The following is a 19,560-nucleotide window of genomic DNA, read 5'->3' as shown; positions in this document are numbered from 1 at the left end:
AAAACGCCCGGCGCTGCCGGGCGTCTCAAAAGGGTCAAGCGGTCTATCAGATGCGTTTGGCTTGCTCTACAGCGTTACCGATGTAGTTTGCCGGCGTCAGCAATTTCAGCTCGGCCTTGGCGGCGGCTGGCATGTCCAGGCCGTCGATGAAAGTTTGCAACGCTTCTGGGCTGATGCCCTTGCCGCGCGTCAACTCTTTGAGCTTCTCGTACGGGTTTTCGATGTTGTAGCGACGCATCACGGTCTGGATCGGCTCAGCCAATACTTCCCAGCAAGCGTCGAGGTCAGCAGCGATTTTCTGAGCGTTGAGCTCCAGTTTGCTGATGCCTTTGAGGCTGGCTTCGTACGCGATCACGCTGTGGGCGAAGCCGACACCGAGGTTGCGCAGTACGGTGGAGTCGGTCAGGTCGCGCTGCCAGCGGGAGATCGGCAACTTGCTCGCCAGGTGCTGGAACAGTGCGTTGGCGATGCCCAGGTTGCCTTCGGAGTTTTCGAAGTCGATCGGGTTGACCTTGTGCGGCATGGTCGACGAACCGATTTCGCCAGCGATGGTGCGCTGTTTGAAATAACCCAGGGAGATGTAGCCCCAGATATCGCGGTCGAAGTCGATCAGGATCGTGTTGAAGCGCGCGATCGCGTCGAACAGCTCGGCAATGTAGTCGTGGGGTTCGATCTGCGTGGTGTACGGGTTGAAGCCCAGGCCCAGCTCGTCTTCGATGAAGGCGCGGGCGTTTTCTTCCCAGTCGATTTCCGGGTAGGCCGAGATGTGTGCGTTGTAGTTGCCGACAGCGCCATTGATCTTGCCCAGCAGCGGCACGGCAGCGACTTGAGCGATTTGACGCTCCAGACGGTAAACCACGTTCGCCAGCTCTTTGCCCAGGGTGGTCGGCGAGGCCGGTTGACCGTGGGTGCGCGACAGCATCGGCACGTCAGCGAAACGGATCGCCAGTTCGCGGATAGCTTCAGCGGTCTGGCGCATCAGCGGCAGCATCACGTCATCACGGCCTTCGCGCAGCATCAGGGCGTGGGACAGGTTGTTGATGTCCTCGCTGGTGCAGGCAAAGTGGATGAACTCGCTGACTTTGGCCAGTTCCGGCAACTTGGCCGCTTGCTCTTTGAGCAGGTATTCGATGGCTTTTACGTCGTGGTTGGTGGTGCGCTCGATCTCTTTGACACGCTCGGCGTGCTCCAGAGCGAAGTTGTCCGCCAAGGCGTTGAGCACCGCGTTGGCTTCGGCGGAGAACGCCGGCACTTCGCTGATGCCTGGGTGAGCGGCCAGGCGCTGGAGCCAGCGCACTTCAACCAGAACGCGAGCACGGATCAAACCGTATTCGCTGAAAATTGGGCGCAGGGCCTGGGTTTTGCCGGCGTAGCGGCCGTCAACAGGGGAAACCGCAGTGAGCGAAGAAAGCTGCATGGGGTGTTCTCGGACAGTCGGGCAACGAAATGGGGCGCGTATCATACATGAAAAAATCCGCCGGTCCGTTGCCAACTGACCGGCGTATTACGCGTTACAGATCTAAAGCGGTGTGGCGGGCGCGGTTCAGCTGCTGCGCATCAGCGGGTAAAGCTCTTTGAGCAACTTGCGACGGCTGATCACCAACTGCCAGCGATGACCGCCCAACTGCCGCCACAGGCGCGCCGAACGAATCCCGGCCAGCAACAGGGCGCGGATTTTCGAGGCGTTGCTCGGTTGCTGCAGGTTGCGCATGTCGCCGTGCACCTGGATCCGTTGGCGCAGGGTGCTTAGGGTGTCCTGGTAGAGCGCGCCGCAGGCTGCGATTACGTTCTCGTGGGCCGGCCCGAAATGCTCGACCTGGGATTGAATCTGCGGCAGACGCTTGCCGATCACCCCCAGCATGTCGTCGCGCTTGGCCAATTGACGCTCAAGCCCCAGCATCGCCAGGGCATAACGCAGCGGCTCACGCTGCAGGGTGCTCGGGTCGCGTTCCAGGGCGCCGATCAAGGCGCGATAGCCTTCGCGCAGATTGATGTCGTCGCCGCCGTAGACTTCCAGGGTGTCCTTGGGGTCGCGGATCAGCAAGCTGCCGAGCATGCAGGTCAGGCCGGCTTCGCTGGTCTGGCCGCTCTTGGCGATCTTGTCCACCAGCACCGCAGCGAGAAACACGCCGCCCAGTGCCGTCAGTTGCTCCTGAGTCGGGGTCATTGTGGCTCGCCTTGAGCAGTGCCTTTGCTGGTCCAGGGCTCGGCAATTTCGATCACGCCGCCGCCCAAGCAGATTTCACCGTCGTAGAACACCACGGACTGGCCTGGAGTGACCGCCCGTTGCGGATCATCGAAAGTGGCGCGGTAACCGCTGGCGGTTTTTTCCAGCGTGCACGGCTGGTCGCTTTGGCGATAACGGACTTTGGCGGTCAATCGGCGTGGTTCGCTCAGGTCGATCGGGTTGACCCAATAGATGTCCGAGGCGAGCAGGGCGCGGGAGAACAGATACGGATGATCATTGCCCTGGCCGACGATCAGTTCGTTGTTGACCAAGTCCTTGATCAGCACGTACCACGGCTCGTCACTGGCGTCTTTCAAGCCGCCAATGCCCAGACCCTGGCGCTGACCGATGGTGTGGTACATCAGGCCGTGGTGACGGCCAATGACTTCGCCTTCGGTGGTCTTGATCTCGCCTGGCTGGGCCGGCAGGTATTGCTTGAGGAAATCGCTGAAGCGGCGTTCGCCGATAAAGCAGATCCCGGTGGAATCCTTTTTCTTCGCGGTCGCCAGCTCATGCTTCTCGGCAATCGCCCGTACTTCGGGCTTTTCCAGTTCGCCGACCGGGAACAGGGTCTTGGCGATCTGTTCACCGCCCACGGCGTGCAGGAAGTAGCTCTGGTCCTTGTTCGGGTCCAGGCCCTTGAGCAGTTCGGTGCGGCCATCGATGTCGCGGCGACGCACGTAGTGGCCGGTGGCGATCAGGTCGGCGCCGAGCATCATGGCGTAGTCGAGGAACGCCTTGAACTTGATCTCGCGGTTGCACAGGATGTCCGGGTTCGGCGTGCGACCGGCCTTGTATTCGGCCAGGAAGTGCTCGAACACGTTGTCCCAGTACTCGGCGGCGAAGTTGGCGGTGTGCAGCTTGATGCCAATTTTGTCGCACACAGCCTGCGCATCCGCCAGGTCGTCCATGGCGGTGCAGTATTCCGTTCCATCGTCTTCTTCCCAGTTCTTCATGAACAGGCCTTCCACCTCATAACCCTGCTCGATCAGCAGGAGAGCGGAAACGGAAGAGTCCACGCCGCCGGACATGCCGACAATGACGCGCTTCTTTTGTATGTCAGAAGGGGCTGGATCACGCATAGGGATTCAATGAGTGTCTTGAAAAAGGACGCGATTCTAACAGGCCGAAGCCCGCAAGGCTAAAGAGAAGGGCGGATCAGTTCGAGGCCGAAGTGTTTACCGTCCAGATAATCATCGATGCAGCGGATGATCAGCTCACTGCGCCAGTTTGCGCGCTGTTCGATCAGTTCGCCACGGGTCAGCCATTTGGCGCCGACGATGCCGTCGTCCAGTTGATAGTCGGGATGGTGTTTCAGGGCTTTGGCGATGAAGCACACCCGTTGGTAAGTCACGCCATTACTTGGGGCGGTATAGAGGTAAATCCCCACCACGCCGGTCGGCTCGACATCCCAGCCAGTTTCTTCAAGGGTTTCGCGCACGGCGGCTTCGATCAGGGTTTCATCCGGGTCCAGGTGGCCGGCGGGCTGGTTGAGTACCGCTCGTCCGCCCTTGGTTTCTTCGACCATCAGAAAGCGACCATTGTCCTCGACGATGGTGGCGACGGTGATGTGGGGTAGCCAGGTCATGAAATATCCTCCGGTTGTCAACTTGTAGGAGCGAGGCTTGCCCGCGAAGGCGGTGTGTCAAATAACAATGATGTCGACTGACACACCGCCTTCGCGGGCAAGCCTCGCTCCTACAGGTATGGGTGGAAACAGAAACCCCGGCACTGGGCCGGGGCTTCTTTGCATCCTTACAACCTTAAACCAGCGCAGCGATCGCGGCGTTGAAGGTGTTGCTTGGGCGCATGGCCTTGCTGATCAGCTCGGCATTGGCGTGGTAGTAACCGCCGATGTCCACTGGCTTGCCCTGAACGGCGTTGAGCTCGGCAACGATGGTTGCTTCGTTCTCGGTCAGGGTTTTTGCCAGTTGGCCAAACTGCGCTTGCAGTGCATTGTCTTCGGACTGGGCGGCCAGGGCTTGTGCCCAGTACAGCGCCAGGTAGAAGTGGCTGCCGCGGTTGTCGATGTTGCCGACTTTGCGCGATGGCGACTTGTTGTTGTCCAGGAACTGGCCGGTGGCCTGGTCCAGGGTCTTGGCCAAAACCAGCGCTTTAGGGTTTTTATAAGTAACACCCAGGTGCTCAAGGGACGCGGCCAGGGCCAGGAACTCGCCCAGGGAATCCCAGCGCAGGAAGTTTTCTTCCAGCAGTTGCTGAACGTGCTTCGGTGCCGAACCGCCGGCGCCGGTTTCGAACAGGCCACCGCCGTTCATCAGCGGCACGATCGACAGCATCTTGGCGCTGGTGCCCAGTTCCATGATCGGGAACAGGTCGGTCAGGTAGTCGCGCAATACGTTGCCGGTCACCGAGATGGTGTCCTTGCCTTCGCGGGTGCGCTGCAGGGTGAACTTCATCGCGTCAACTGGCGCCATGATCTGGATATCCAGGCCGGCGGTGTCGTGATCCTTCAGGTAGGCCTGAACTTTCTCGATTACCACGCCGTCGTGGGCGCGCATCGGGTCCAGCCAGAAGATCGCTGGCGTGGCGCTTGCGCGAGCACGGTTGACGGCCAGTTTGACCCAGTCCTGGATCGGCGCGTCTTTGGTCTGGCACATGCGGAAGATGTCGCCGGCTTCAACCGACTGTTCCAGCAGAGTGCGACCAGCGCTGTCGGAAACCCGAACCACGCCGTTTGTCTTGATCTGGAAAGTCTTGTCGTGGGAGCCGTACTCTTCGGCTTTTTTCGCCATCAGGCCAACGTTTGGCACGCTGCCCATGGTGGTTGGATCGAAAGCGCCGTTGACCTTGCAGTCTTCGATGACCGCCTGGTAGATGGTGGCGTAGCAGCGATCCGGGATCACAGCCTTGGTGTCGTGCAACTGACCGTCAGTGCCCCACATCTTGCCGGAGTCACGGATCATCGCCGGCATCGAGGCGTCGACGATCACGTCGCTCGGCACGTGCAGGTTGGTGATGCCTTTGTCGGAGTTGACCATGGCCAACGACGGACGGTCGGCGTAGACCGCCTGGATGTCCGCTTCGATCTGCGCTTGTTGCTCAGCCGGCAAAGCCTTGATGCGAGCGTACAAATCGCCGATGCCGTTGTTCAGGTTGAAGCCGATCTGCGCCAGCACGTCAGCGTGCTTGGTCAGTGCGTCTTTATAGAACTCGGCAACGATCTGGCCGAACATGATCGGGTCGGAGACCTTCATCATGGTGGCTTTCAAGTGAACCGACAGCAGCACGCCTTTTTGCTTGGCGTCTTCGATTTCGGCGGCGATGAAGCTGCGCAGGGCGTTTTTGCTCAGTACCGCGCAATCGAGGATTTCACCGGCTTGCACGGTGGTCTTTTCTTTCAGGACGGTGGTGGTGCCGTCTTGAGCGATCAGTTCGATTTTAACGGCGTCAGCGGCGTCGATCAGGGCAGCTTTTTCGCTGCCGTAGAAATCACCGGTGCTCATGTGCGCGACGTGGGACTTGGAGTCCGCAGCCCAGGCACCCATTTTGTGCGGGTGCTTGCGAGCGTAGTTTTTAACCGACAGCGGGGCACGACGATCGGAGTTACCTTCGCGCAGGACCGGGTTCACGGCGCTGCCCTTGATCTTGTCGTAGCGCGACTTGGCTTCTTTGTCGGCTTCGGTGGTTACGGTTTCCGGGTAGTCCGGCAGGGCGAAACCCTGGGATTGCAGCTCGGTGATCGCCGCTTGCAGTTGTGGCACCGAGGCGCTGATGTTCGGCAGCTTGATGATGTTGGCTTCAGGCGTAACGGCCAGGTCGCCCAGTTCGGCGAGGTGGTCGGCTACGGCTTTGTCACCCAATTGCTCGGGGAAGCTGGCCAGGATGCGCCCTGCAAGAGAGATATCGCGGGTTTCCACGGCGATATCAGCGGAGGCGGTGAAGGCCTCTACGATAGGCAACAGTGAATAGGTGGCGAGGGCTGGGGCTTCGTCGGTGAAGGTATAGATGATCTTCGAGCGGGTGGGCATATTCGGATTAACTCTCTTCTTTGCTAAAGCATGCGCAGAAAACTCGAGGGGCGCCGGGTAAGCGCGTTCGTTCAAAGTCATCCATGAGCCGAATGTCGAGGTTTCTTCGCGGTGATGTTGGGTGCATCAGTCGAGCGTCAAGCGGGTGGGCTGCGGTAACAACCCGGCTTCAATCTGGCTGAAAGTCTCGTAATAGAGAGCTTGGCCTTTGTGACCCTTCGGTCAGCGGCGGCATTATACATAGGTAGCTGGCAATCTGCCGATGGTTCATACGCAACGAATATCGTCCATTGGTCTAAAGGTCGCAGGGCAGGGTGGAGCGTAGAGTCTTGCACCGTGCTTGAGTTTGGCGCTTTTCCCTTTGGTTTCAGGCTTGTAGATCGCGAACTGCACAGCTTTGCGGCAGATGGGTGGAACATAGGGTTTGCGCGCCGATTTAACTGGGGTACGCTCGAACGAAGCCAGATGTTCAATCCAAACAATGGAGTTCAGCATGGGATACAAGAAGATTCAGGTTCCAGCAGTCGGCGACAAAATCACCGTCAACGCGGACCATTCTCTCAATGTTCCTAACAACCCGATCATCCCCTTCATTGAAGGCGATGGCATCGGCGTTGATATCAGCCCGGTCATGATCAAGGTTGTCGATGCTGCTGTTAAGAAGGCTTACGGCGGCGAGCGCAAAATTTCCTGGATGGAAGTCTACGCCGGGGAAAAAGCGACTCAGGTTTACGATCAGGACACCTGGCTGCCTCAGGAAACCCTGGACGCAGTCAAGGATTACGTGGTTTCCATCAAGGGCCCACTGACCACCCCGGTCGGCGGCGGCATCCGTTCGCTGAACGTGGCCCTGCGTCAACAACTCGACCTTTATGTCTGCCTGCGCCCGGTGCGCTGGTTCGAAGGTGTACCGAGCCCGGTCAAGAAGCCAGGCGACGTCGACATGACGATCTTCCGCGAGAACTCGGAAGACATCTACGCCGGCATCGAGTGGAAGGCCGGTTCGCCGGAAGCCACCAAGGTCATCAAGTTCCTTAAAGATGAAATGGGCGTCACCAAGATCCGTTTCGACGAAAACTGCGGTATCGGCATCAAGCCGGTTTCGCTGCAAGGCACCAAGCGTCTGGCGCGCAAGGCGCTGCAATATGTGGTCGACAACGACCGCGATTCGCTGACCATCGTGCACAAAGGCAACATCATGAAGTTCACCGAAGGTGCCTTCAAGGAATGGGCCTACGAGGTGGCGGCTGAAGAATTCGGCGCGACCCTGCTCGACGGCGGTCCGTGGATGCAGTTCAAGAACCCGAAAACCGGCAAGAACGTCATCGTCAAGGATGCCATCGCCGACGCCATGCTCCAGCAGATCCTGCTGCGCCCGGCTGAGTACGATGTCATTGCGACCCTGAACTTGAACGGCGACTACCTCTCCGACGCCCTGGCGGCCGAAGTGGGCGGTATCGGTATCGCGCCGGGTGCAAACCTGTCCGACACCATCGCCATGTTCGAAGCGACCCACGGGACTGCGCCGAAATACGCTGGCAAGGACCAGGTCAACCCGGGTTCGCTGATCCTGTCCGCCGAAATGATGCTGCGGCACATGGGCTGGACCGAAGCGGCCGACCTGATCATCAAGGGCACCAACGGCGCGATTTCCGCCAAGACCGTGACCTATGACTTCCACCGTTTGATGGAAGGCGCGAAGTTGCTGTCTTCTTCCGCGTTTGGTGATGCGCTGATCTCGCATATGTAAGAAGCGAGCCGGCATAAAAAAACCGCCTTCGGGCGGTTTTTTCATGACTGGATGACGAGTTAGCTCAGTTCGATACCGGTTCTGTTTGAGAGGGCTGTGAGGTCTGTCCGGTCTCGGTCTGTTGTGCGACGGCCACAATGTTCACGGCGTGCAAGCCTTTAGGTCCTTGGACTATCTTGAAGTTGACGGCTTGTCCAGCCTTAAGGGTCTTGTAGCCGTTCATTTCAATGGCCGAGTAGTGGGCAAAAAAATCGATAGGTTTGCCGTCCTCGTCCTTGCCTTCTCTGGCGTCGGTGTTAATGAAACCGAATCCCTTGGCATTGTTGAACCATTTCACCTTACCGACAACCATGCTCATATCCCTCTGCAACAGACTCCATCACTGGAGTATCATCCAGTTCATCCGCAGTCGAATCTCATAAATAAGATTGACTCCGCGGACCTTTTTTACCCACTGTGGGCTCTATTGGTTGTAACACCGTTTTCCCGATAGTCAAGGTGACTGGGCAGTCGGAGTTGAAATCGTTGATAGCCGCCCCCACCACTGTATTTGCACAACTGACGAACCTTTCTTTCCATGCATGCAATCAGCCAGATTCGACTAACATTCAATCAGGATCGCCCGACTCTCCAGAAAGATCACCCGGAGGAACACGACGACGATTCCGCAGGCATTGCTGTTCAGGAGGCTAAGCCTGCTTTACAGGCGCCGCCGATGTACAAGGTGGTTTTGTTTAATGATGACTACACACCGATGGATTTCGTCGTCGAAGTGCTCGAGGTGTTTTTTAACCTGAATCGCGAGCTGGCGACCAAGGTCATGCTGGCCGTTCACACAGAAGGACGGGCAGTATGTGGAGTGTTTACCCGCGACATCGCCGAGACGAAGGCCATGCAGGTCAACCAGTACGCCAGGGAAAGCCAGCATCCGCTACTCTGTGAAATCGAGAAGGACGGTTAATCGCCGACCACTTGGGTATGAGGTGAAGCTATGTTAAACCGCGAGCTCGAAGTCACCCTCAATTTAGCCTTCAAGGAGGCTCGTTCGAAACGTCATGAATTCATGACCGTCGAACATCTCCTGTTGGCCCTATTGGATAATGAGGCTGCCGCCACCGTTTTGCGTGCCTGCGGCGCAAACCTCGACAAACTCAAGCATGACCTGCAGGAGTTCATCGACTCCACCACGCCGTTGATCCCCGTCCATGACGAGGATCGCGAGACCCAACCCACCCTGGGCTTCCAGCGTGTTCTGCAGCGTGCTGTCTTTCACGTACAGAGCTCGGGCAAACGCGAAGTGACTGGCGCCAACGTGCTGGTCGCCATCTTCAGTGAGCAAGAAAGCCAGGCAGTGTTCCTGCTGAAACAGCAGAGCGTTGCACGCATTGATGTCGTCAACTACATCGCCCATGGCATTTCCAAAGTACCGGGGCACGGCGATCACTCTGAAGGTGAGCAAGATATGCAGGACGACGAGGGCGGTGAGTCTTCTTCTTCAGGCAATCCTCTGGATGCTTATGCCAGTAACCTCAACGAACTCGCACGCCAGGGTCGAATTGATCCATTGGTAGGCCGTGAGCTCGAAGTCGAGCGTGTCGCGCAGATTCTGGCGCGTCGTCGCAAAAACAATCCGCTGCTGGTGGGCGAGGCGGGCGTGGGTAAAACTGCGATTGCCGAAGGCCTGGCCAAGCGTATCGTCGACAACCAGGTGCCGGACCTTCTGGCCAACGCCGTGGTGTATTCCCTCGACCTGGGCGCCTTGCTGGCCGGGACCAAATACCGTGGCGATTTCGAGAAACGCTTCAAGGCGTTGCTCAATGAACTGAAAAAACGTCCGCACGCCATCCTGTTCATCGACGAAATCCACACCATTATTGGTGCAGGTGCTGCGTCGGGTGGTGTCATGGATGCCTCGAACCTGCTCAAACCTTTACTGTCGTCGGGCGATATCCGCTGCATCGGCTCGACCACGTTCCAGGAATTCCGCGGGATCTTCGAGAAGGATCGTGCCTTGGCACGGCGCTTCCAGAAGGTCGATGTGTCCGAGCCTTCGGTCGAAGACACCATCAGCATCCTGCGCGGCCTGAAAGGGCGTTTCGAGACGCACCACGGCATCGAATACAGCGATGAAGCGTTGCGTGCGGCGGCTGAACTGGCCTCGCGCTACATCAATGACCGGCACATGCCGGACAAGGCCATCGACGTCATCGACGAAGCGGGTGCCTACCAGCGCCTGCAACCGATCGAGAAGCGCGTGAAACGCATCGAAGTGCCTCAGGTCGAGGACATCGTGGCGAAAATCGCGCGGATTCCGCCTAAGCACGTCACCAGCTCCGACAAAGAGTTGCTGCGTAACCTTGAGCGTGACCTGAAGCTGACCGTATTTGGCCAGGATGCCGCGATCGACTCGTTGTCGACCGCGATCAAACTGTCCCGTGCCGGCCTCAAGTCGCCTGACAAGCCAGTCGGTTCGTTCCTGTTCGCCGGTCCTACCGGTGTCGGTAAAACCGAAGCGGCGCGTCAGTTGGCCAAGGCGCTGGGCATCGAACTGGTTCGCTTCGACATGTCCGAGTACATGGAGCGCCACACCGTATCGCGTCTGATCGGTGCACCTCCAGGCTATGTCGGTTTCGATCAGGGCGGTCTGCTGACCGAAGCCATCACCAAGCAGCCTCACTGCGTGCTGTTGCTCGATGAAATCGAGAAGGCGCATCCGGAAGTCTTCAACCTGCTGCTGCAGGTCATGGACCACGGTACGCTCACCGATAACAACGGGCGCAAGGCGGATTTCCGTAACGTGATCGTCATCATGACGACCAACGCCGGCGCCGAAACTGCAGCCCGTGCTTCGATCGGTTTCACCCATCAGGACCACTCGTCCGATGCGATGGAAGTGATCAAGAAGAGCTTCACGCCTGAGTTCCGCAACCGTCTGGACACCATTATCCAGTTTGGTCGCCTCAGCCATGAGGTCATCAAAAGCGTGGTGGACAAGTTCCTTACCGAACTTCAGGCGCAGCTGGAAGACAAGCGCGTGCAGCTGGAAGTGACCGATGCCGCACGCAGTTGGCTCGCGGCGGGAGGCTACGATTCGGCCATGGGTGCTCGACCAATGGCGCGTTTGATCCAGGACAAGATCAAGCGTCCACTGGCCGAAGAGATCCTCTTTGGCGAACTGGCCGACCATGGTGGTGTGGTGCACATCGATCTCAAGGACGGCGAGCTGACCTTCGAGTTCGAAACCACGGCAGAAATGGCCTGACGTTAACCGCAACAAAGCAAAAGGCGCCGAAAGGCGCCTTTTTGCTGTCCGGAGAACTCCGAAGATCAAAGGTGGGAGCGGGCTTGCTCGCGAAAGCGGTGGGTCAGCTTGCATCTCTTGATCGTTCCCACGCTCCGCGTGGGAATGCAGCCCGGGACGCTCTGCGTCCCCTCAAGAGCCGAACGCGGAGCGTCCGTAGAGGCATTCCCACGCAGAGCGTGGGAACGATCCACACACAAAAACGCCCGGCATAACCGGGCGTTTTGTATTGACTTGATTAACGAGCGCGGTAAGTAATGCGCCCTTTGCTCAAGTCATAGGGCGTCAGCTCGACGCGCACTTTGTCACCGGTAAGAATACGAATGTAGTTCTTGCGCATCTTGCCGGAAATATGCGCGGTTACGACGTGCCCATTTTCCAACTCCACACGAAACATGGTGTTGGGCAGGGTGTCGACGACAGTGCCTTCCATTTCGAAGCTGTCTTCTTTCGACATGCAGTAAAGCCCTCGGTATCCAATGAATGGCCCGGTGCAACTGCGCCAGGCAAAAGCGGCGTGCATTGTGCCCGAAAAATGGTGTTTACGCCAAGGGGTTTACCGATTGCCTTAGTTCAGGACGACCCAGCGCTGATTAATCAGCAGTTCGATGGGGCGATACTGGGTCTTGTAGTTCATCTTTTTGCAGTTTTTGATCCAGTAGCCGAGGTAGACCGCTTCCAGTCCCAGCCGCTGGGCTTCGGCAATCTGCCAGAGAATGGCGTAGCGCCCGAGGCTGCGATGCTCTTCGGCAGGCTCGTAGAAGGTGTACACCGCCGACAGGCCGTTAGGCAGCAAGTCAGTTACCGCCACGGCCACCAGCCGTCCGTCGAGACGGAATTCGTAGAACCGGGAAAATGGCAGATCACGCACCAGGAACGTCGAAAACTGATCACGGCTCGGCGGGTACATGTCGCCGTCGGCATGACGCTGTTCGATGTAGCGCTGATAGAGGTCGAAATATTCTTCGCTGAATTTCGGCCGGGACGGACGCACCTGCAAGTCGGCGTTACGCTTGAAAATGCGTTTCTGCTGACGATTCGGGGAAAACTGAGCGACAGGAATGCGCGCCGGGACGCACGCATTGCAGTTCTGGCAATGTGGCCGGTAAAGATGATCGCCGCTGCGACGAAAGCCCATTTCCGACAGGTCTGCGTAGACATGCACATCCATGGGCTGACTAGGGTCGAGAAACAGGGTCGTGGCCTGCTCCTCAGGCAGATAACTGCAAGAGTGGGGCTGAGTGGCATAGAACTTCAAACGCGCCAACTCGGTCATGATCAACCCTCGGGAATAAGCTTTGAATTAAGTGTAAGCCACGCGGGCAAAAGTCGCTCAGCAAACCCAGGTGGCAACGCTGGGTTGATCCAGGTGCCGTGCGAGGTAGCCAGCGAATTCGCTGCGGGGAATCGCCCGGGCGCCGAGGCTGTGCAAGTGGTCGGTGGGCATCTGGCAATCGATCAGCACAAAACCCGAGTCTTTCAGATGGCGCACCAGGGTGGCAAAGCCAAATTTGGACGCGTTGTCGGCGCGGCTGAACATCGACTCGCCGAAAAACAACTGCCCCATGGCCAGGCCGTACAGGCCGCCTATCAGTTCGCCCTGGTCCCAGACCTCAACCGAATGGGCGTAGCCGCGCCGGTGCAGTTCCAGGTAGGCGTCCTGCATGGCCTCGGTGATCCAGGTGCCGTCGGCGTAGTCCCGTGGCGCGGCGCAGGCGCGGATGACGGCGGCAAAATCCTGATCGAAGGTCACTTGATAGCGTTGTTGGCGCAGCAACTTGTTCAGGCTACGGGAAACGTGCAGTTCGTCGGGAAACAGAACCGTGCGCGGATCCGGCGACCACCAGAGAATCGGCTGGCCCTCGGAAAACCACGGAAAGCAGCCGTGGCGATAGGCCTGGATCAGCCGATCGGCGGACAGGTCGCCACCGGCCGCCAACAGTCCATTAGGATCGCGCATGGCTTTTTCCAGGGGCGGAAAAGTCAGGGTGTTGCGTTGTAGCCAAGTCAGCATGGTCTTCGGGCTTACAGAAGGGGAGGGCAGTGGCGGGCGTGTCGGCCCGCCATGAAGTAGCGTGTCAAACGGTGGGAATATCGTCGAGGTATTTCTCGGCGTCCAGCGCGGCCATGCAACCGGCCCCGGCAGAGGTGACGGCCTGGCGGTAAACGTGGTCGGCCACATCACCGGCGGCGAATACGCCCGGGATCTCGGTGGCGGTGGCATCGCCTTCGCTACCGCCCTTGATCAGCAGGTAGCCGTCACGCATCGCTAACTGGCCCTGGAACAGGTCGGTGTTGGGTTTGTGGCCGATGGCGATGAACACGCCAGCCAGCGGCAGTTCGCGGGTTTCGCCGGTATGGCTGTCGCGCAGGCGGGCGCCGGTCACGCCGCTGGCATCCCCCAGCACTTCATCAAGGTTTTGGTTCCAGTGCAGGCGGACATTGCCGTTGGCGGCTTTTTCGAACAGTTTGTCCTGCAGGATTTTCTCCGAGCGCAGCTTGTCGCGCCGGTGCACCAGATGGACTTCCTTGGCGATGTTCGACAGGTACAGCGCTTCTTCAACCGCCGTGTTGCCGCCGCCGACCACTGCGACCACCTGATTGCGGTAGAAAAAGCCGTCGCACGTCGCGCAGGCCGAAACCCCTTTACCGGCGAAGGCCTCTTCCGAGGGCAGCCCCAGGTATTGCGCGGAGGCGCCGGTGGCGATAATCAGGGCGTCGCAGGTGTAGGTGCCGCTGTCGCCGATGAGTTCGAAAGGGCGCTGCTGCAACTTGGCGGTGTGGATGTGGTCGTAAACGATCTCTGTGGCAAAGCGCTCGGCGTGTTTTTGCATGCGTTCCATCAGCACCGGGCCGGTGAGGCCTTCGACGTCACCGGGCCAGTTGTCGACTTCGACGGTGGTTGTGAGCTGGCCACCTGCCTGTATCCCGGTAATGACCACCGGTTTGAGGTTGGCCCGGGCGGCATAAACGGCGGCGCTGTACCCGGCAGGGCCGGAACCCAGAATGATCAGGCGTGAATGCTTGGACTCGCTCATAAAAACACCTCATAAGCCTTTGTCACAAAAGAGAATGCGTGCTCAAATTGAACCGTCTGTGTTGTGCCTTTGGCTATGCTACACCCAAGGGTTGCCAGCATGGCATCGGCCGAACAAACCCGTACAATGCCCGCTTGTAACAGCACTTGTAGCAAAAAAGCGTTACGTGCCCTGTTTTGAAACATAGGGGTGCAGTGTTAAAAGTAGTCCCGGTTACGCCTGTTCACTTTTTTTACCTGCCTGGATTGGGCAGTTTTTATAGTCATTCAACAGATGGACGCGCCACAGGCGCAGGAAAAGAAGCGTTTTGAAGAAATCCACCGCAGCACCTAAACCAGCCGTCGTTCCGCTCTGGCGCCAGCATCTGCACTACCGACTCAAGGAAGGTGCGTTGATCGCCATCGGTGCCTTGTGCCTGTTCCTGATGATGGCCTTGTTGACCTACGGCAAGGACGATCCGGGCTGGAGCCATAACAGCAAGATCGACGATGTGCAGAACTTCGGCGGTCCGGTTGGCTCCTACAGCGCCGATATCCTGTTCATGGTGCTGGGTTACTTCGCCTACATCTTCCCGTTGTTACTGGCGGTCAAAATCTACCAGATCTTCCGTCAACGCCATGAACCGTGGCAGTGGAGCGGCTGGCTGTTCTCCTGGCGCCTGATCGGCCTGGTGTTCCTGGTGCTCTCGGGCGCAGCCCTGGCCCACATCCATTTCCACGCGGCGACCGGTTTGCCGGCCGGCGCGGGCGGCGCGCTGGGCGAAAGCCTCGGCGACCTGGCCAGGAACGCCCTGAACATCCAGGGAAGCACGTTGTTGTTCATCGCCCTGTTCCTGTTCGGCCTGACGGTGTTCACCGACCTGTCGTGGTTCAAGGTGATGGACCTCACCGGCAAGATCACCCTCGACCTGTTCGAACTGTTCCAGGGCGCGGCCAATCGCTGGTGGGCGGCCCGTGTCGAGCGCAAACAACTGGTCGCCCAGTTGCGTGAAGTCGACGACCGGGTGCATGACGTGGTTGCTCCGACCGTCACCGACAAACGCGAACAGGCCAAGGTCAAGGAACGCCTGATCGAGCGCGAACAGGCCCTGAGCAAGCACATGTCCGAGCGCGAGAAGCAGGTGCCGCCGGTGATTGCGCCCGCGCCGTCCAAGCCCGCGGCGCCGAGCAAGCGAGTGGAAAAAGAGAAGCAGGCGCCGTTGTTCGTCGACAGCGCCGTGGAAGGCACCTTGCCGCCGATCTCGATTCTCGACCCGGCGGAAAAGAAACAACTCAATTACTCGCCCGAATCCCTGGCTGCGGTTGGCCATTTGCTGGAAATCAAGCTCAAGGAATTCGGCGTCGAAGTCACCGTGGATTCGATTCACCCAGGCCCGGTGATCACCCGTTACGAAATCCAGCCGGCCGCCGGGGTCAAGGTCAGCCGCATCTCCAACCTGGCCAAGGATTTGGCGCGTTCCCTGGCCGTGACCAGCGTGCGGGTGGTTGAAGTGATCCCGGGCAAGACCACCGTCGGTATTGAGATTCCCAACGAAGACCGGCAGATCGTGCGCTTCTCCGAAGTGCTGTCATCGCCCGAATACGACAACTTCAAATCGCCGGTCACCCTGGCCCTGGGCCACGACATCGGCGGCAAGCCGGTCATCACCGACCTGGCAAAAATGCCCCACTTGCTGGTGGCCGGTACGACCGGTTCCGGTAAGTCGGTGGGGGTGAACGCGATGATCCTGTCGATCCTGTTCAAGTCCGGCCCGGAAGACGCCAAGCTGATCATGATCGACCCGAAAATGCTTGAGCTGTCGATCTACGAAGGCATCCCGCACTTGCTCTGCCCGGTGGTCACCGACATGAAGGACGCGGCCAACGCCCTGCGCTGGAGCGTGGCGGAGATGGAGCGTCGCTACAAACTGATGGCGAAGATGGGCGTGCGTAACCTGTCCGGCTTCAACCAGAAGGTCAAGGATGCGCAAGAGGCCGGTACGCCGCTGTCCGATCCGCTGTACAAGCGCGAAAGCATTCACGACGAAGCGCCGCTGCTGCACAAGCTGCCGACCATCGTCGTGGTCGTCGACGAATTCGCCGACATGATGATGATCGTCGGCAAGAAGGTTGAAGAACTGATCGCCCGTATCGCCCAGAAGGCCCGTGCCGCCGGTATCCACTTGATCCTCGCGACCCAGCGTCCGTCGGTTGACGTGATCACCGGTCTGATCAAGGCCAACATCCCGACGCGCATGGCGTTCCAGGTCTCGAGCAAGATCGACTCCCGGACCATCATCGACCAGGGCGGCGCCGAGCAATTGCTGGGCCACGGTGACATGCTCTACATGCCGCCGGGCACCAGCCTGCCGATCCGTGTCCACGGCGCCTTCGTCTCCGATGACGAGGTTCACCGGGTGGTTGAAGCCTGGAAACTGCGTGGCGCGCCGGAATACAACGACGAGATCCTGGCCGGTGTCGAAGAGCCGGGTAGCGGCTTTGAAGGCGGCAGCGGCGGCGATGAAGACAGCGAATCCGACGCGCTCTACGACGAAGCTGTGCAGTTCGTGCTGGAAAGCCGTCGTGCATCTATCTCGGCGGTGCAGCGCAAGCTGAAGATCGGCTACAACCGCGCCGCACGCATGATCGAAGCCATGGAAATGGCCGGGGTCGTGACGTCCATGAACACCAACGGTTCGCGCGAAGTCCTGGCCCCCGGCCCGGTGCGCGACTGAGTTGAATTAAAAAGGGTGGCGCAGTGACGCGCCGCCTGAACCCCACGAATATTCAAGAGGACTCCCATGCGTCTTATCCGCATGCTGTTGCTGCCGGTTCTGGCTTTGACCACGCTCTCGGCCCACGCCGATGACAAGGACGTGGCGCGTCTGACCCAATTGCTGGAAACATCCAAGACCCTGACCGCGCGTTTCTCCCAGCTGACCCTCGATGGCAGCGGCACCCAGTTGCAGGAAACGTCTGGTGAAATGTCGTTGCAGCGGCCGGGCCTGTTCTACTGGCACACCGAAGCGCCTGCCGAACAAACCATGGTCTCCGATGGCAAGAAGGTCACCCTGTGGGACCCGGATCTGGAACAGGTCACCATCAAGACCCTCGACCAGCGCCTGACCCAGACCCCGGCCCTGCTGCTGTCCGGTGACGTGTCCAAGATCAAAGAGAGCTTCGACATCAGCGCCAAGGAAGCCGGCGGCGTGATCGACTTCACCCTGAAGCCGAAAACCAAGGACACCCTGTTCGACAGCCTGCGCCTGTCGTTCCGCAATGGCCTGGTCAATGACATGCAAATGATCGACAGCGTGGGTCAGCGCACCAACCTGCTGTTTACCGGCGTGAAGGCCAACGAGCCGATCCCGGCGTCCAAGTTCAAGTTCGACATCCCAAAGGGTGCGGACGTGATCCAGGAATAAAACGCAGAACCTGTGGGAGCGGGCTTGCTCGCGAAGGGGGCATGCCAGTCGCCATCAATGTTGCCTGGCACACCGCATTCGCGAGCAAGCCCGCTCCCACAGGGTTTCACAGGATTTGAGAGCTACGTAATAAAGCGAGGTTTCAACCGTACGTGATGGACCTGTTTCGCAGTGCCCCGATCGCTCAACCCTTGGCCGCCCGCCTGCGTGCGGCCAATCTGGATGAGTATGTCGGTCAGGAACACCTGCTCGCTCGCGGCAAGCCATTGCGCGAAGCGTTGGAGCAGGGTGCCCTGCATTCGATGATCTTTTGGGGCCCGCCGGGGGTGGGCAAGACCACCCTGGCGCGGCTGCTCGCGGAAGTCTCGGATGCGCATTTTGAAACGGTGTCGGCGGTGCTGGCCGGGGTGAAGGAAATCCGTCAGGCGGTGGAAATCGCCAAGCAACAGGCCGGGCAGTACGGCAAACGCACCATCCTGTTTGTCGACGAAGTGCACCGTTTCAACAAGTCCCAGCAGGATGCGTTCCTGCCTTACGTTGAAGACGGCACGCTGATTTTCATCGGCGCGACCACCGAAAACCCCTCCTTCGAACTCAATAACGCCTTGCTCTCCCGGGCCCGCGTCTACGTGCTCAAAAGCCTCGACGAAGCGGCCCTGCGCAAACTCGTACACCGTGCGCTGACCGAAGAGCGGGGCCTGGGCAAGCGGCAACTGACCCTCAGTGACGAAGGCTTCCAGATGCTGCTGTCCGCCGCCGATGGCGATGGCCGGCGTCTGCTCAACCTGCTGGAAAACGCCTCCGATCTGGCCGAAGACAACAGCGAGATTGGCATCGATCTGCTGCAAAGCCTGCTTGGCGATACCCGTCGGCGGTTCGACAAGGGCGGCGAAGCGTTTTACGACCAGATTTCCGCGCTGCACAAATCGGTGCGCGGCTCCAACCCCGACGGCGCGTTGTACTGGTTCGCCCGTATGATCGACGGCGGTTGCGATCCGCTGTACCTGGCCCGGCGCGTGGTGCGCATGGCCAGCGAAGACATCGGCAATGCCGACCCTCGCGCCCTGAGCCTGTGCCTGGCGGCGTGGGAGGTGCAGGAACGCCTCGGCAGCCCCGAAGGCGAATTGGCGGTGGCCCAGGCCATCACTTATCTGGCCTGCGCGCCGAAAAGCAACGCGGTGTACATGGGCTTCAAAGCCGCGATGCGCAGCGCCACCGAACACGGTTCGCTGGAAGTGCCACTACACTTGCGCAACGCACCGACCAAACTGATGAAGCAATTGGGTTATGGCGACGAATACCGTTATGCCCACGATGAGCCGGACGCCTACGCCGCTGGCGAAGACTACTTTCCGGAAGAGCTCGAGCCACAACCCTTCTATCAGCCGGTGCCTCGCGGCCTGGAGCTGAAGATCGGCGAGAAGCTCAACCACCTCGCGCAACTTGATCGTCTGAGCCCCCGACAGCGGAGAAAATAGTGATTCGAACGATTCTTGCGGTGTCCGTGGCCGGTATCGCTGGTACATTACTGCGTTTCGCCGCCAGCACTTGGGTCAGCGCCAATTGGCCCCGGCATTTTTACCTGGCGACGCTGGCCGTCAATCTGGTGGGCTGCCTGATCATCGGTTTGCTGTACGGGCTGTTTCTGACGCGCCCGGAAGTGCCGATCGAAATTCGCGCTGGCCTGATCGTCGGTTTTGTCGGCGGTCTGACGACCTTTTCATCTTTTTCACTGGATACGCTGCGCCTGCTGGAAAGCGGGCAGGCACCGATAGCCTTCGGTTATCTGGCCATTAGCGTATTCGGCGGGCTGCTCGCCACGTGGGCTGGCCTATCCTTGACCAAACTTTGA

Annotated in this window: 17 protein-coding genes; 7 read left to right on the top strand and 10 right to left on the bottom strand. The window is 59.2% G+C overall.

What is annotated here, in order from left to right:
• Positions 1-46: 46 nt before the first annotated feature.
• From purB to BK665_RS03950, 5 genes are all read right to left on the bottom strand, one after another.
• Positions 47-1,417, bottom strand: coding sequence for an adenylosuccinate lyase (gene purB, locus BK665_RS03970; protein ID WP_123403057.1), 1,371 nt, complete (start codon positions 1,415-1,417; stop codon positions 47-49).
• Positions 1,418-1,543: 126 nt separating this feature from the next.
• Entirely contained in the window at positions 1,544-2,167 is a 624-nt protein-coding gene (gene hflD, locus BK665_RS03965; RefSeq protein ID WP_123403054.1) for a high frequency lysogenization protein HflD, read from the bottom strand.
• Positions 2,164-3,309, bottom strand: coding sequence for a tRNA 2-thiouridine(34) synthase MnmA (gene mnmA, locus BK665_RS03960; RefSeq protein WP_123403052.1), 1,146 nt, complete (start codon positions 3,307-3,309; stop codon positions 2,164-2,166). The genes hflD and mnmA overlap by 4 nt, the downstream gene beginning before the upstream one ends.
• Before the next feature lie 59 nt (positions 3,310-3,368).
• A complete protein-coding gene (locus BK665_RS03955) occupies positions 3,369-3,815 on the bottom strand; it encodes an NUDIX hydrolase (RefSeq protein ID WP_123403050.1) in 447 nt (148 codons plus the stop codon).
• A 175-nt stretch (positions 3,816-3,990) separates the two neighbouring features.
• Entirely contained in the window at positions 3,991-6,216 is a 2,226-nt protein-coding gene (locus BK665_RS03950; protein WP_123403048.1) for an NADP-dependent isocitrate dehydrogenase, read from the bottom strand.
• A gap of 493 nt (positions 6,217-6,709) precedes the next feature.
• Here BK665_RS03950 and icd point away from each other — a divergent pair, with 493 nt between their 5' ends.
• On the top strand, positions 6,710-7,966 hold the full coding sequence (icd, locus tag BK665_RS03940) for an NADP-dependent isocitrate dehydrogenase (protein ID WP_010458895.1): 1,257 nt from the start codon (positions 6,710-6,712) through the stop codon (positions 7,964-7,966).
• Between the two features lie 64 nt (positions 7,967-8,030).
• Here icd and BK665_RS03935 read toward each other — a convergent pair whose 3' ends face one another.
• Positions 8,031-8,318 (bottom strand): cold shock domain-containing protein, encoded by a 288-nt coding sequence (locus BK665_RS03935; RefSeq protein ID WP_123403133.1) that lies wholly within the window; start codon positions 8,316-8,318, stop codon positions 8,031-8,033.
• A 225-nt stretch (positions 8,319-8,543) separates the two neighbouring features.
• Between BK665_RS03935 and clpS the strand changes: the two genes are divergently transcribed.
• Together clpS and clpA are read left to right on the top strand one after the other, a co-directional pair.
• Positions 8,544-8,927, top strand: coding sequence for an ATP-dependent Clp protease adapter ClpS (clpS, locus tag BK665_RS03930; protein ID WP_034146919.1), 384 nt, complete (start codon positions 8,544-8,546; stop codon positions 8,925-8,927).
• A gap of 30 nt (positions 8,928-8,957) precedes the next feature.
• Positions 8,958-11,228, top strand: a complete 2,271-nt coding sequence (gene clpA / locus BK665_RS03925; RefSeq protein ID WP_123403044.1) for an ATP-dependent Clp protease ATP-binding subunit ClpA — start codon at positions 8,958-8,960, stop codon at positions 11,226-11,228.
• 277 nt (positions 11,229-11,505) lie between these two features.
• Here clpA and infA read toward each other — a convergent pair whose 3' ends face one another.
• From infA to trxB, 4 genes are all read right to left on the bottom strand, one after another.
• Positions 11,506-11,724, bottom strand: a complete 219-nt coding sequence (gene infA, locus BK665_RS03920) for a translation initiation factor IF-1 (RefSeq protein ID WP_002553999.1) — start codon at positions 11,722-11,724, stop codon at positions 11,506-11,508.
• A 111-nt stretch (positions 11,725-11,835) separates the two neighbouring features.
• Complete coding sequence (locus BK665_RS03915; RefSeq protein WP_123403042.1) at positions 11,836-12,543, bottom strand: arginyltransferase; 708 nt, start codon at positions 12,541-12,543, stop codon at positions 11,836-11,838.
• A gap of 57 nt (positions 12,544-12,600) precedes the next feature.
• The gene (gene aat, locus BK665_RS03910; RefSeq protein WP_123403040.1) at positions 12,601-13,281 is read right to left on the bottom strand and encodes a leucyl/phenylalanyl-tRNA--protein transferase; all 681 of its coding nucleotides are present in this window, start codon (positions 13,279-13,281) and stop codon (positions 12,601-12,603) included.
• Positions 13,282-13,345: 64 nt separating this feature from the next.
• Complete coding sequence (trxB, locus tag BK665_RS03905) at positions 13,346-14,305, bottom strand: thioredoxin-disulfide reductase (RefSeq protein WP_123403038.1); 960 nt, start codon at positions 14,303-14,305, stop codon at positions 13,346-13,348.
• Positions 14,306-14,612: 307 nt separating this feature from the next.
• On the opposite strand from trxB, the gene BK665_RS03900 reads away from it, so the two are divergent.
• The 4 genes from BK665_RS03900 (at position 14,613) to crcB (ending at position 19,560) form a co-directional block, all read left to right on the top strand.
• Positions 14,613-17,018 carry a DNA translocase FtsK gene (locus tag BK665_RS03900; RefSeq protein ID WP_123403036.1) on the top strand — a complete coding sequence of 802 codons (2,406 nt, stop codon included), beginning with the start codon at positions 14,613-14,615 and terminating at the stop codon, positions 17,016-17,018.
• A 66-nt stretch (positions 17,019-17,084) separates the two neighbouring features.
• On the top strand, positions 17,085-17,708 hold the full coding sequence (lolA, locus tag BK665_RS03895) for an outer membrane lipoprotein periplasmic chaperone LolA (RefSeq protein WP_123403034.1): 624 nt from the start codon (positions 17,085-17,087) through the stop codon (positions 17,706-17,708).
• 155 nt (positions 17,709-17,863) lie between these two features.
• On the top strand, positions 17,864-19,186 hold the full coding sequence (locus BK665_RS03885; protein WP_010458909.1) for a replication-associated recombination protein A: 1,323 nt from the start codon (positions 17,864-17,866) through the stop codon (positions 19,184-19,186).
• Positions 19,186-19,560: a fluoride efflux transporter CrcB gene (gene crcB, locus BK665_RS03880; RefSeq protein WP_123403032.1), complete on the top strand. Its 375-nt coding sequence runs from the start codon at positions 19,186-19,188 to the stop codon at positions 19,558-19,560. Before BK665_RS03885 ends, crcB begins: the two co-directional genes overlap by 1 nt.

The sequence above is a fragment of the Pseudomonas frederiksbergensis genome (genome assembly GCF_003732665.1).
Lineage (GTDB): Bacteria > Pseudomonadota > Gammaproteobacteria > Pseudomonadales > Pseudomonadaceae > Aquipseudomonas > Aquipseudomonas frederiksbergensis_G.
Note: the sequence above shows the minus strand (reverse complement) of the source record. Positions and strands in the feature narration are given on the sequence as shown.